Origin of the sequence: Mannheimia cairinae, assembly GCF_028649535.1 — a bacterium.
In the GTDB taxonomy this organism is placed as follows: Bacteria; Pseudomonadota; Gammaproteobacteria; order Enterobacterales; family Pasteurellaceae; genus Mannheimia; species Mannheimia cairinae.
In genome coordinates, this window is record NZ_JAQSJE010000009.1 from 291,316 (window position 1) to 305,697 (window position 14,382).

Sequence of the window (14,382 nt, forward strand, 5' to 3'; positions counted from 1 at the left end):
ATGATTTTAAATTTGATATAAGAATGGCTGTTTTTGGAAAGATTTTTTCTAAATTTGGAAAGATTAGATGAGTTTATAATATAAAAATAAACCGCTTGAAAAATAATATTTTCCAAACGGTTCTCGGTACACTTTAATTATTTTTAGCTCGAGACTTATTACTTGAGTAAATAAAATATAGTGCAACTGCTAGGCATATAGTCGAAATAAGACGGGTAAATGAAAAATTAATCGCTTGATTACCAAACCAACCAAAATTATCAATCAGTAAACTCATTAATAATTGTCCAAAAATAACTGCGACTGTTGCTGTTCCAATATGCTTAACGGCTAATACTATTGCCAAAATATATGGCACACCACAAAAAGCACCACGTAATGTCAGGGCTGTAATGGATTACTTTATTCAAAAATATCAAAAGATATAATTTTACAAGCGGTAATGTTTTGTAAAATTTTTGTAAAAAATTATCGCTTGTTATTCTCTAAATATAGCTTGGTTCATCAAAAACCGTGACTTTTGGTGCATCACCAATAAATTTTTCGACTTGAACCGTTGTCGTATTAGGGGCATTCCCCTGCCCTAGCTTAGAAGATCCTTCATTGTGAGTTAATACATTTGGGTTTCCATTTTTGCATAAGGGCGATGTTGAACCTAAATCTTGCGGGTCGTACCAACCACCTTCATAAAGAGCGACTGTACCTTGAATAATGCCGTCGGTTACGACTGCCCCAGCTAAGATTTGCCCTCGTTTGTTAAAAATTCGCACAATATCACCGCTTGTAATGCCTCGTTCTGCAGCATCTTGGGTGTGAATTAACACAGGTTCTCTGCCGTTTACTTCGTAATATTGGCGTAGCGAAGAATAGGAGAGCTGGCTATGCAAGCGGTATTTAATATGTGGCGTAACTAAAGCCAATGGCTCGGCTGATGTCGTTTTGCCTGCATATTCACGATGCTCCAACCACATTGGGTGTCCTTTGCAATCGTCATACCCCATATTCGCAACTATTTGTGAGAAAATCTCAATTTTGCCCGACGGGGTGGCTAATTTATGCTGAACGGGGTCTTTGCGGTAATCCTGATAGCGAACAAAACTATTGCCTTGCTCTTGTTCTGCTTTAAAGGCTAAGACTTTATTCTCAGTCCAAAATTCTTTAAAAGTAGGGAGCGGTGTATTTGCTTTTTTAGCTGCTTCAAAGGCGATTTGGTAGAACTCTTCCAACCATTCCATTTCGCTTTTGTTTTCAGTAAATTCCGCTTCTTTGCTAGCACGTTTGGCTAGTTCTGCAAAAATATCGTAATCATTTTTGGCTTCAAATTGCGGTTCCACCACTTGTTTCATTGGAATAATATTTTTTACCACATAATCACCAGAAACCGTGACGTCGTTACGTTCATAACTTGTGGTCGCAGGTAATACAATATCTGCCATTCGTGCGGTTGGCGTCCAATAACATTCATTCACAATGACCGTTTCAGGTTGTTGCCACGCTTTAACCAAATAATTAGTATCTGGGTGATGAGCAAACGGATTGCCCCCTGCCCAATAAACTAATTTAATATCAGGGTAATGCAAGGTTTGCCCGTTGTAATCAAATGGCTGATTTGGTTTTAATAAGGCATCGGCAATACGAGCTACGGGGAAGAACGGCATATTCGGGTTAGGTTTGCCAGCATTGATTGCCCCTAAGCGAATACCGGAATGCATACTTAAACCATCGGTCGAATAGCGATAATTTAAACCAAAGCCTCCACCCTGTAAGCCGATTTGCCCAAGCATTGCGGCTAAAGTAACAAGCATCCAATGGCTTTGCTCGCCGTGTTGCAAGCGTTGTAATCCCCAGCCAGACATTAACATAGTGCGATTTTCAACAAACGCATTTGCCAAGGTTTGAATCGTCTCTGCTGGGATTCCACAAATTTGGCTTGCCCACTCTGCTGTTTTAGGCTGATTATCAGTTTTACCTAGCACATAATCGGCAAATTGTTCAAAACCGACGGTATAATTCGCTAAAAAGGCTTTATCGTGCTTGTTTTCATTAATTAAGGTATGAGCAATGCCCAGCATTAAAGCAACGTCTGTGCCGGTATGAATCGGCAACCATTCTGCCTCTAAAAATTGGCAAGTTTCGCTACGTACTGGGTCGATACAGATAATACGTTTACCACTTGCTTTAAGTTTTGCTAAATAATCAATGCCTTCAGGGTCGGCAGATGTCCAAGCAATACGCAGTGTATTAAGCGGATTGGACGACCAAATCACTAATAATTCGGTGCTTTCTACAATAGTATGCCAGCTGGTTTGTTGAGCATAAACCTCAATATTCCCCACCACGTGCGGCATAATTACTTGCACCGCACCTGTTGAATAATCGCCTTTAGTGTTAATAAAACCGCCCGTTACATTCAAATAGCGTTGTAATAGCGTGCGAGAGGCGTGGAGAGATCCGCAACTATACCAACCGTACGAACCGCCGAAAATTGCCTCGCTACCATATTGCTGACGAACTCGTTGCATCTCGTTTGCGACTAAATCGAAGGCTTTATCCCAAGAAATTCTGACCCATTCATCACGTCCACGTAAGGTGGTATCTTTATTCCCTTCTAAATAGCCTTTACGAACCATTGGGTATTTCACTCGCACAGGGCTATAAAGCTGATCAGCAACAACATCTTGTAATTCATTTTGATGTTGTTTTAGCAGACTACCTTCTGATTTAACGACTCTGCCATTTTCAACGGTAACATTTAATGCTCCCCAATGGGCTGCGGTAGTAATAGTGTTTGCGGGTTTTTCAAGAGAAACAAATCTCCCTTTTTCTAATTGTTGTGTTAAATCCATTTGAATGATTACCTTATGATTTGATATTTTGCGAGGGAATTTACTTGAATGGAGAACGAGTTGCAACTACAAGCGGTCATTTTTTTACTAAATTTTGCAAAAACAAAGCCCACCTCATTTTATTGAGGTGGGCTAATTTAGAAAAGCTATACGGCTACTTGCACAATCACATTATCTGCTTTTTTAACATAGCTATTAATCTGATCGAAATTCATATAGCGGTAAATATCATCTTTGTCTTTTTGTAAGTTTTCAACATAAGAGAGATATTCATCTGGTGTTGGTAACTTACCTAATAATGCTGAAACAGCCGCTAATTCCGCCGAGGCTAAATAGACGTTTGCCCCTTGCCCTAAACGGTTTGGGAAGTTTCGGGTGGAAGTTGAAACCACATTTGCATTATTGGCGACACGAGCTTGGTTCCCCATACATAATGAACAACCTGGCATTTCGACACGGGCACCACTTTTACCATAAATGCTATAATAACCTTCTTCTGTCAGTAAGCCGGCATCCATTTTGGTTGGTGGTGCAATCCAAAGTTTAGTTGGTAACTCACCTTTCGCTTGGCTAAGTAATTTACCTGCCGCACGGAAATGCCCGATATTCGTCATACAAGAGCCGATAAAGACTTCATCAATTTTATCGCCTTGCACTTGAGAAAGCAGACGAGCATCATCTGGGTCATTAGGCACACAAACAATTGGCTCTTTGATTTCGTCTAAATTAATCTCAATAATGGCTGCATATTCTGCATTTTCATCGGCTTCTAATAATTCAGGATCATCTAACCAAGCCTGCATATTAGCAATTCGACGCTCAAGGGTGCGTTTATCATCATACCCTTCTGCAATCATCCATTTTAACAAGGTGATATTAGAATTGAGGTATTCAATAATCGGTTCCTTATTAAGCTTAATCGTACAAGCGGCGGCAGAACGTTCTGCTGATGCGTCTGATAACTCAAATGCTTGTTCGATTTTTAGATCTTCTAAGCCTTCAATTTCAAGAATACGGCCAGAGAAGATATTTTTCTTCCCTTTTTTCTCAACAGTGAGTAAACCTTGTTGAATAGCATAATAAGGAATTGCGTGTACTAAATCTCGCAAGGTAATGCCAGGTTGCATAGTACCTGAAAAACGCACTAAGACTGATTCCGGCATATCAAGTGGCATTACGCCTGTAGCGGCCGCAAAAGCCACTAAGCCAGAACCTGCTGGGAACGAGATCCCAATAGGGAAACGGGTGTGAGAATCCCCCCCTGTGCCGACCGTATCAGGCAATAACATACGGTTTAACCAAGAGTGAATAACACCATCGCCAGGACGTAATGAAATACCGCCACGGTTCATAATAAAATCAGGTAAGGTATGGTGTGTTACCACATCAACCGGTTTCGGATAAGCTGCGGTATGGCAGAAAGATTGCATGACTAAATCTGCCGAGAAACCTAAACAAGCGAGATCTTTTAATTCATCTCTTGTCATTGGACCAGTGGTATCTTGTGAACCGACAGACGTCATTCTTGGCTCACAATATTGCCCCGGGCGAACGCCTTCAACACCGCAAGCTCTGCCTACCATTTTTTGTGCAAGCGTATAACCTTTATTACTTTCAGAAACAGCTTGTGGTTTTAAGAAAACATCACTTTCTGGCAAGCCTAAAGCAACTCTCGCTTTATGGGTTAAGCCTCTACCAATAATGAGTGGAATACGACCACCTGCTCGCACCTCATCTAATAATACGTCTGTTTTAAGTTTAAATTCTGCCAGTACGGTATCTGAATTATGAGCACAAATTTTGCCTTGATGCGGGTAAATATCAATCACATCGCCCATATTAAGATTGGTTACATCAACTTCAATCGGTAGGGAACCTGCATCTTCTAACGTATTAAAGAAAATCGGGGCAATTTTACCACCTAATACTACCCCACCAGCTCGTTTATTTGGAATATAAGGAATATCTTCTCCCATAAACCAAAGTACTGAGTTAGTTGCTGATTTACGAGATGAACCTGTGCCGACAACATCGCCAACATAAGCAAGCGGAAAGCCTTTTTCTTTTAACGCTTCTAATTGCTTAATTGGGCCGGTATGCCCATTTTCATCGGGAGTAATCCCATCACGCTCGTTTTTTAGCATTGCTAATGCGTGTAATGGAATATCAGGACGAGACCACGCATCTTGTGCTGGAGAGAGATCGTCAGTATTAGTTTCGCCTGTTACTTTAAATACGGTAACCGTTAATTTTTCAGCAAGTTTCGGGCGAGAGGTAAACCATTCAGCATTTGCCCAAGATTCTAAAACTTGTTGCGCAAATTGATTGCCTTGCTCCGCTCGTTCTTTTACATCGTGGAAATTATCAAACATTAATAATGTTTTTGATAATGCCTCAACGGCTGTTGGTGCAAGTTCTGGGTTATCTAATGCGGTTAATAAGGTTTCGATATTATAACCGCCTTGCATCGTGCCTAATAGTTTTACGGCATGAACAGGTGAGATTAAAGGCGAGGTTGCCGAACCTTTTGCAATATCAGCTAAAAATGCTGCTTTCACATAGGCGGCTTCATCAACCCCTGCCGGAATTCGATTGGTAAAAAGATCTAATAAAAAGACCGCTTGTTCCGGTTCAGGATTTTTTAATAATTCAACTAATTGAGCTGTCTGCTCCGCAGTTAATGGTTTTGGTACAACTCCCAACTCTGCACGTTCATCAACTTGTTGTTGATAGTTTTCTATAAAATTTGCCATTGCTGACATCCCCCACTAATATAAATTACATATTTGCAATAATATCTTGCGCAAATTCTGACGTTGAACGCAATGTTGCCCCATCTAGCATTTCAGCAAAATCAAAGGTAACGGTTTTATTGGCAATGGTTTTAGAAACTGCATTCACCACTAAATCTGCCGCCTCTGTCCAACCTAAATGGCGTAACATCATCTCTCCACTTAAAATTAACGAGCCTGGGTTGCCTTTATTTTGCCCTGCAATTTTCGGTGCAGTGCCGTGTGTTGCTTCAAAAATTGCTGCTTCAGCCCCAATATTCGCCCCTGGTGAAATGCCGATACCACCCACTTGTGCAGCTAAGGCATCAGAAATGTAATCGCCATTTAAGTTAAGGGTTGCAATCACATCATAATCGGTTGGGTGTAGTAGAATTTCTTGTAAAAATGCATCAGCAATACAATCTTTAATAATAATTTCTTCGCCATTTTTCGGATTGGTTAAACGCATCCAAGGGCCATTATCAATTAATTCTGCCCCAAACTCTTTAGCAACTTGGTAGCCCCATTCTTTAAATGCACCTTCGGTAAATTTCATAATATTACCTTTATGCACTAAAGTAAGTGATTTACGGTTATTATCAATCACATATTGTAAGGCTGCACGCACTAAACGCTGTGTACCTTGTTTTGAAACAGGTTTAATGCCAATACCGCAATCTTCAGTGAAACGAATTTTTTTCACACCCATCTCTTGTTGTAAAAATTCAATGACTTTGTTTGCTTCGACTGATCCTGCAACCCATTCAACACCTGCATAAATATCTTCTGAATTCTCACGGAAGATAACCATATCAATAAGTTCTGGGTATTTTACTGGGCTTGGTGTGCCGTCATAATAGCGAATTGGGCGTAAGCAGTTATATAAATCTAAGCCTTGACGCATCGCCACATTTAGTGAACGAATACCGCCACCCACCGGGGTCATCAGCGGACCTTTAATCGCCACGTGATATTGGCGAATAAGTTCGAGCGTTTCATCTGGTAACCAAGTATTTTCACCATATACTTGATTTGCTTTTTCCCCCGCATAGATTTCCATCCACGCAATTTTACGCTTTCCTTGATAGGCTTTTTCAACGGCTGCATTAAGTACCGCTTGCATAGCTGGGGTAACATCAACACCGATGCCGTCGCCTTCAATAAAAGGAATAATAGGATTATTAGGTACAACCAATGAACTGTCTTGATTTAATTGAATTGTTTCGCCTTGTGGAATTTTGACTTGTGTTTGCATTTTTTGCTCCTGAATTGACGAAAAGAGATAAGAATGAAATAACTATAAACAGTAAATAAGAAAATGTAAATAAAGAGAAAAAATATTATGAAGTTGATCACATTTTTTTAACTTGTTGATAAATTATCCGTAAAAAGAGTTGTTTTTATACTTTAAATAATGGTAATTTTGAGAGGTAAATATAAAAATAAAGGAGTGTCCTATGTCAAAAGCAACATTAACACTAGAATCTGGCGAACAGCTAGAGCTCAGTATGCAAAAAGGTAGTTTAGGTTATAAAACCATCGATATTCAACCTTTTGCAAAACATAAATTGTTCTCCTACGACCCAGGGTTAGTTTGTACTGCCGTTTGTCAGTCAAATATTACCTATGTAGATGGCGATGAAGGAGTACTATTATACCGTGGCTACCCTATCGATCAGTTAGCCAATAACGCTGATTATTTAGAAGTGGGTTATACCCTTCTATTTGGTGAGCGTCCAAGCAAGGAACAATATCAAGAATTTGTTCAGCTTGTGAAAAAACATACTCTGGTTCACGAACAATTAACCAAATTCTTCTCCGGTTTCCGTCGAGATTCTCACCCAATGGCAGTTATGTGTGGGGTAAGTGGTGCTCTTGCTGCCTTCTACCACGACTCTATTGATGTGAACAATCAAGCCCACCGAGAACTTACCGCTATTCGTCTTCTTGCTAAAATCCCAACCCTTGCTGCAATGTGTTATAAATATTCTATCGGACAGCCTTTTATGTTCCCTCAGAATAATCTTTCGTATGCAGGAAACTTCCTCTATATGATGTTTGCAACCCCTTGCGAACCTTATGTGGTTAATCCGGTTTTAGAACGTGCATTAGATAAAATCTTTATTTTACACGCTGATCACGAACAAAATGCTTCAACTTCCACAGTACGTACCGCAGCTTCATCAGGTGCTAACCCATTTGCTTGTATTGCGGCAGGTATTGCATCACTTTGGGGGCCAGCACACGGCGGTGCAAATGAAGCTTGTATTAATATGCTCGAAGAAATTGGAACGGTAGATAGAATCCCTGAATTTATTGCTAAAGCGAAAGACAAAAACGATCCATTCCGTTTAATGGGCTTTGGGCATCGTGTTTATAAAAATTACGACCCGCGTGCAAAAGTGATGCGTAAAATCTGCCACGAAGTATTAAATGAATTAAATATTGATAACCCATTATTTGATGTGGCGATTGAGCTAGAACGTATTGCATTAAGCGATCCATATTTTATTGAGCATAAACTCTATCCTAATGTCGATTTCTATTCAGGCATTGTAATGAAAGCCATTGGTATTCCAACCTCTATGTTTACGGTAATGTTTGCTCTTGCAAGAACAGTCGGCTGGATTGCACACTGGAAAGAGATGTATCTACAAGGCAATATCAAAATTGTTCGCCCTCGCCAAATTTATACAGGCTATACAGAACGCCCATTTGAAAAAATGGATAAAGAGTAATTTTGCAAAAAGTTGAAGAAATTTAACCGCTTGTAAATAGCTTATAAGCAATAAACAAAAGGCACAAAATATTAAATTCTGTGCCTTTTTCATCTTAAATTAAAATTAATTACGCTTGTGTATATTTAGGTTCACTAAATACCGTTACTTCAGGTGCTTCGCCAGTGAATTTTTCCACTTGGACGATAGCGGTATTTGGCGAGTTACCTTGTGCTAATTTTGAAGTGCCTTCATCACGGGTTAATACGTTCGGGCAACCAAATTTACATAATGGTTTTTCGCTTTGACCAAGATCTGCAGGGTCATACCACGCACCTTCGTGAATTGCCACAGTACCTTTGATAATACCATCAGTTACCACCGCACCGGCAAGCACTTGTCCACGGCCATTGAACACTCGCACAATATCGCCATCTGCAATGCCACGAGCCGCTGCATCATCTTTATGAATTAAGATAGGCTCACGATCTTTTACGGTGTATTTACTACGTAGTGAAGTATGGGCTAATTGGCTGTGTAAACGGTAGTATGGATGCGGTGTTACTAACGCAAGCGGTGCTTCAGCCGTTGTATTACCTGCATACTCTTCTGGTTCCATCCAGCTTGGATAACCTTTACAGTCATCATAGTTCATTTTCGCAATTACATCAGAGTAAATCTCAATTTTACCTGATGGTGTGCCTAATGGGCTAAGAAGAGGATCGTTGCGGAACTCTTCATAACGCACCCATTTTTTCGCTTTTTCACTTACTTTGAAAGTAACAGGTTTATTTTCTGACCAGAATTTATCAAAGTTAGGCATAATCACACGGTTTTTACGTGCAGCATCAAAAGCAGATTGATAGAAACCTTTCAACCAATCCATTTCAGATTTACCTTCAGTGAATTTTTCTGCCACACCCGCTAATTTTGAAAGCTCAGCAAAAATATCGTAATCACTTTTCGCTTCAAATTGCGGCTCAACCACTTGTTTCATTGGGAAAATATTCATCATTGAATAGTCGCCCGACATTGTTAAGTCGTTACGTTCATAACTTGTTGTTGCTGGTAAGACAATATCCGCCATACGAGCAGTTGGTGTCCAGTAACATTCATTCACGACAATTAACTCTGGTTTTTGCCACGCTTTTACCATTGTATTGGTATCTTGGTGATGAACTAATGGGTTACCACCTGCCCAGTAAATCACTTTAATATCAGGGTAAGTGATTTCTGTACCATTATATTGAATGGTTTTACCTGGGTTCAATAAAGCATCAGAAATACGGGCCAATGGGAATGAGGCTTTAGATGTATCATCTAACCACGTTTTTTCGCCTACATCGCCACCAGCATTTGCTGAAATTGAGCCGACAATACCACCTGTTGCTGTTGGAACACCACCGTTAGCATAGTGGTAACTTAAACCGAAACCACCACCCGGTAAGCCGATTTGACCAAGCATTGAAGCAAGAGTCACTAACATCCAGTGAGTTTGTTCGCCGTGGCGTTGGCGTTGCATACCCCAACCGCCCATTAACATAGTGCGATTTGATGAAAAATCTGCTGCTAATTGTTTGATTTTATCGGCTGGCACACCACTAATTTTTGCCGCCCATTCTGCATCTTTTGCTTGATTATCTGTTTTACCTAATAAGTATTCTTCAAATTTATCATAGCCTACAGTGTATTTTTGTAAGAATGCTTTATCGTGCTTACCTTCACTGACTAAAGTATGTGCGATACCAAGCATTAACGCAACGTCTGTACCTGTATTTACTGGCACCCATTCCGCATTTAAGAATTCTGCCGATTCATTGCGTTCAGGTGTGATACAGATAATGCGTTTACCCGTTTCTTTGAATTTTTTGAAATATTCAATACCTTGTTGGTCAGATGATGTCCAGGCATTACGTAAGGTAGTCAATGGGTTTGCAGACCAAAGCACGATAATATCGCTACTTTCAAGCACCACTTCCCAGCTGGTTTGTTGCTCATATACCTCAATAGTCCCGAGTACGTGTGGCATAATTACCTGTGCCGCACCTGTTGAGTAGTCACCTTTTACGCCAACGAAACCACCGGTTAAGTTCATATAGCGGTGTAATAAAGTACGGGCAGCGTGTAATGAACCTGAACTATACCAACCATAAGAACCGGCGAAGATCCCAGTTGCACCGTAAGCATCACGAGCAGATTTAATACCGCCGTGAACTAGCTCGAATGCTTTATCCCAAGAAATTCGAACCCACTCATCGTGCCCACGTAAAGTTGTATCTTTATTGCCTTCTAAGTAACCACGACGAACCATCGGATATTTCACACGAGCTTCGCCGTGAACTTGGTCAGCTACAACGTGTTGTAATTCATTAGGTACAGAAACTTCAAAAATAGAATCTGATTTTACCACTTTACCGTTTTCAACAACTACACCTAAAGGCCCCCAGTGGGCAGCTGTGACAACAGTTTTCATACCTTCAGCTTTAGCACTTGTTGAAACTAATGAACCAACTACACCTGTTGTACCTGTAGCAAAGCCAGTACTAGCTGCTAAACCTAATGATGAATTTTTTAAAAATCCACGACGGCTGTTGTTAATTTTTTCTTGTTTACTCATAGTCTCCTCACTTTTTGAGTCAAGTTAAGGGGCTGTTAAAAAGAATAATAACCCCTAACAAAAGACGCCTTTCTAAATACGAGAGGATAGTCAGTTTCCCAATTATCCTTGGAACAAAGAAAATTTCGTTGTTCGGCTTGCTACCATATCCTAAGACTTAGGCTCACAAGCTCGGTGTCTGGATTTTCAAGCGGTCGATTTTAATGAAATTTCTGCAACCAACCGCATTATGATGTGCCAACCCTAAGGGCTAACACCGATTTTTAGTGCGAACTACCTTTAATATCTTTCGCATTACGCTGTAAGAAGATAGTAACTGCACGTACATCATCAGCACTCATTGATGTTCTATCTTTCATTGAATTGACTACCCCAATCCACTGGTTAGCGGTATAGTGATCCGCACCGATTGGCGAGTGGCAACCACTACAATGGCTTTCATTTAAGTTATTACCGAAATCATTTAAGGCTTTCAAATTCGCCGTTACTGCCGTTTTTGGTAGATTGACTTCAAAATTAATCTCTTTCCAATCAGAAGCGGTAACTTCATCGAAAACCGTCTTCATAACATTCACTTTGCCTTTTTCTTCATCGCCAAGTAAAGCAACCATAATACGTTTACCTAAATCCATATAGACAACACTTTCTGCCCCTGCTTGTTGCCAGCCGTGAACAGTTGCTACGATGTTATCGCCATCTTCACGCCAGTTTTGTAGCTCTGCAAAGGGAAGTAAGCGTGCTGAACCACCTGCTGTCATTTGGGCATTATTCATTACTAAAGAATAGAGTGTTTTATCATTTGCATTAAACTCAGCAGCGTGTTTGGTTAATTCCCCCAAACTTGCAGCACTATCAACTTCAATATCTGGCATAAAGTGTGCAATCCCTTTATGGCAATCAATACAAGTTTGATTAGTTTCTTGGGCTAACTTATGCATTTTTTGTGCTGCTTCTTTTTGATCAGAAATTACCATTGCCTCAAAACTATGACAGCTTCTACACGTCATCGAGTCATTTTCTTTCATATCAGCCCAAACACGTTGAGCCATTTCTAAACGATGAGCTTCATAAGCTTCTTGATCGGGTAATTTATTAGTAACAAAGGTATGCCATACATCTTTTAATGCCATCACTTTTGCTTTGACGTAATGCAGACCATCTTGTGGAACGTGGCAATCAGAACATTCCGCACGAATACCTTTGCGGTTAGAGAAATGAACACTTCCTTCCCATTCGGCTTGCGGATGTGTCATTGAATGGCAGCTTACACAAAATTCAGGTGTACTTGTTGCTTTCATTGCATATTGCGTTCCACCTAAAACTGCTGCACCTAATCCCATTATGCCAATAACTATTGCTGTTTTTTTTATCTTCGACATAAAACTACCCCCACTTAAAATACTAAAAATTAAAGACGAGATAATTCTATTAACTCCTAAGAGGTACTAAAATAAGTAAAAATACGTATTAACCCAAAAGAGTGATTTGAGTTTGATCTAAAGCAAATAATTTAAAGTCATTTTGAGAGATGAATAACAAAAAACGCTATAACTCACCTCGCTATAGCGTTAAAAAATGAAATGTTATTTATAAGAAAACCAAGGTGGTAATACAAATTGTGAATCAGCAAATAATTCAGGGGCAATTACGGCACTTCTGCCTTTTTGTATCTGATAAATAAGTTGTGGCAGGCTAATTGATAAATCTTTACTATCAGGATACGTAAGCCCTGTTTGGCTATCGGTATTGAAATAATAAGTGCCATTTACACCATAATGCGGTTGCGAGCGAATAACATTCGATACCGCTTTAAAATGGCGAGGCGAAACACTTTGCTTCCACGCATTAGCTAAAATATTGGTTTGATCGTAAGCAATACTGGCTTGTGAGTAAGTTGGTTGTCTGCCAAATAACTGCTCATAATGCTGGCTAAATTGCTTACCAAGAAAATTCTCACTTAAGCCACTATTGGTACTCCAAAGCACTCCTTCGCAGAGTTGTTCGTGCGGTAAAAATGCAGAAGGAGCATAAATACTGTAAATAATAGCGTTAGTCGGATTTTGAATAAAATTCTGATGAAAATTCACGATATCTTCAGCAAAATAAGAAGCCAGCACAATAATAGACGGCGATTGGTTATGTACTTGTTTCATCAAATTTTCATACATATTAGGCTCTTGTGCAATTTCCACTTGCTCAACTTTCCACCCTTGCTCTCGCAAACTAAAAGTTAGATTTTCAATGCCAATATCTACTTTTTGCCATTTTACCGACACCACCATTACCGTTTTATTCTGAATAAAATTAGCATAATGATAACGGTAATATTGTAGAAAACGGGAAACCCCCGAGCCATAGGTTACATCGCTGGCACAGACTTGAAACATATTCTCAATACGTTTATTCGGTAAATTTTGTGCCAACTTGTTTGAGCCACTGTGTGTGGCGATATGTAAATAAGGAATACCTTCAGTTGCAATCAGCTCGTGGACTTCAGGCAAATAGCAGGCATAAGCGGTAGAAATTGCATCTACTTCTTGATCTAATAAGGCATTATAAGCATTAAGAATACTTGCTTTATCCTTAACACAAAAACCTGCTGTCGCAATTTGTAATTCTCGCCCATTAATACCACCTTGTCGGTTTATACATTCTACCGCCAGCTGAGTACCATTGAGTAATTCTCGAGTATCAATTTCTCCAATGCCGTGTTCAACATAAGGCACACCGATAATAATTGGTCTATGGTAGTTATTATTGATAGAAAATAGATTTTTTTCAGTAAATTCAACCGCTTGTTTTTTCGTTTCAAGCTGTTTTGCTAATTGCTCTATTTTAAAGGTAGCTAAAGGAGAGTGCTCTAAATGCCCAGGTGTGGGTAAGCAGATTAGATTTTCTGTAATAGCAAATATGGCTAATAATGTTCGGCTTTCAGTTTTGGTTTTAGCAAAAATATTTTCGATATGCTTATCAACAGTACGCTTACTGATACTCAGTGCATTAGCGATCTCTTCATTACTTAACCCACTACTGACCAATGTAAGCAATTCAATTTCTCGCTTGCTCAACTCAAAGGGTAATTCTGTCTTTTGTGCGTGAATCAGTACAAAATCTTTATAATATTCTAAAACCAATTTAAGCCATTGGTTGTTTTCCAAGCAATAATAAAATTGTAACGCACTTTTATCAGAATGCAGTAAGGATTGAGCATAGAGGCAAATTTGAGGAAGTGTTGCTAAATATTCTGCCCCCGCTTTATCTTCCCATTCTAACACCTCCCCTTGCTTATTCACCAAACAAGACCATTGATTGTTATTAATCATTTTTTCCTCTAACTCGAAATTAGTAATTTAAAATAACAAAATTCAACCTTTATTTAAATGATATAAATCAAAAGAAGAAGAAATTAGAATATTTTATAAGAATAAGCG

General features: G+C 39.5%; 8 protein-coding genes and 1 riboswitch. Of the genes, 1 reads left to right on the plus strand and 7 read right to left on the minus strand.

Features of this window, described 5'->3' with window-relative positions; translation table 11 throughout:
• Positions 1 to 133: 133 nt before the first annotated feature.
• From PTQ27_RS10375 to icd, 4 genes are all read right to left on the minus strand, one after another.
• On the minus strand, positions 134 to 394 hold the full coding sequence (locus PTQ27_RS10375) for a DMT family transporter (RefSeq protein ID WP_353617599.1): 261 nt from the start codon (positions 392 to 394) through the stop codon (positions 134 to 136).
• Positions 395 to 485: 91 nt separating this feature from the next.
• Entirely contained in the window at positions 486 to 2,846 is a 2,361-nt protein-coding gene (locus PTQ27_RS10380) for a molybdopterin guanine dinucleotide-containing S/N-oxide reductase (RefSeq protein ID WP_273771136.1), read from the minus strand.
• Between the two features lie 146 nt (positions 2,847 to 2,992).
• Positions 2,993 to 5,599, minus strand: coding sequence for a bifunctional aconitate hydratase 2/2-methylisocitrate dehydratase (gene acnB / locus PTQ27_RS10385; RefSeq protein WP_273748744.1), 2,607 nt, complete (start codon positions 5,597 to 5,599; stop codon positions 2,993 to 2,995).
• Positions 5,600 to 5,624: 25 nt separating this feature from the next.
• Entirely contained in the window at positions 5,625 to 6,872 is a 1,248-nt protein-coding gene (icd, locus tag PTQ27_RS10390; RefSeq protein ID WP_273748743.1) for an NADP-dependent isocitrate dehydrogenase, read from the minus strand.
• A gap of 202 nt (positions 6,873 to 7,074) precedes the next feature.
• Here icd and PTQ27_RS10395 point away from each other — a divergent pair, with 202 nt between their 5' ends.
• Positions 7,075 to 8,355 carry a citrate synthase gene (locus PTQ27_RS10395; RefSeq protein WP_273748742.1) on the plus strand — a complete coding sequence of 427 codons (1,281 nt, stop codon included), beginning with the start codon at positions 7,075 to 7,077 and terminating at the stop codon, positions 8,353 to 8,355.
• Positions 8,356 to 8,464: 109 nt separating this feature from the next.
• Here PTQ27_RS10395 and PTQ27_RS10400 read toward each other — a convergent pair whose 3' ends face one another.
• The 3 genes from PTQ27_RS10400 to PTQ27_RS10410 all read right to left on the minus strand — a co-directional run bounded on the left by PTQ27_RS10400 (position 8,465) and on the right by PTQ27_RS10410 (position 14,274).
• Complete coding sequence (locus PTQ27_RS10400; RefSeq protein WP_273748741.1) at positions 8,465 to 10,951, minus strand: molybdopterin guanine dinucleotide-containing S/N-oxide reductase; 2,487 nt, start codon at positions 10,949 to 10,951, stop codon at positions 8,465 to 8,467.
• A gap of 49 nt (positions 10,952 to 11,000) precedes the next feature.
• A riboswitch (molybdenum cofactor riboswitch) is annotated at positions 11,001 to 11,140 on the minus strand.
• Between the two features lie 74 nt (positions 11,141 to 11,214).
• Positions 11,215 to 12,330: a NapC/NirT family cytochrome c gene (locus PTQ27_RS10405; RefSeq protein WP_273748740.1), complete on the minus strand. Its 1,116-nt coding sequence runs from the start codon at positions 12,328 to 12,330 to the stop codon at positions 11,215 to 11,217.
• Between the two features lie 204 nt (positions 12,331 to 12,534).
• Positions 12,535 to 14,274 carry a LuxR C-terminal-related transcriptional regulator gene (locus PTQ27_RS10410; RefSeq protein ID WP_273748739.1) on the minus strand — a complete coding sequence of 580 codons (1,740 nt, stop codon included), beginning with the start codon at positions 14,272 to 14,274 and terminating at the stop codon, positions 12,535 to 12,537.
• Positions 14,275 to 14,382 lie beyond the last annotated feature (108 nt).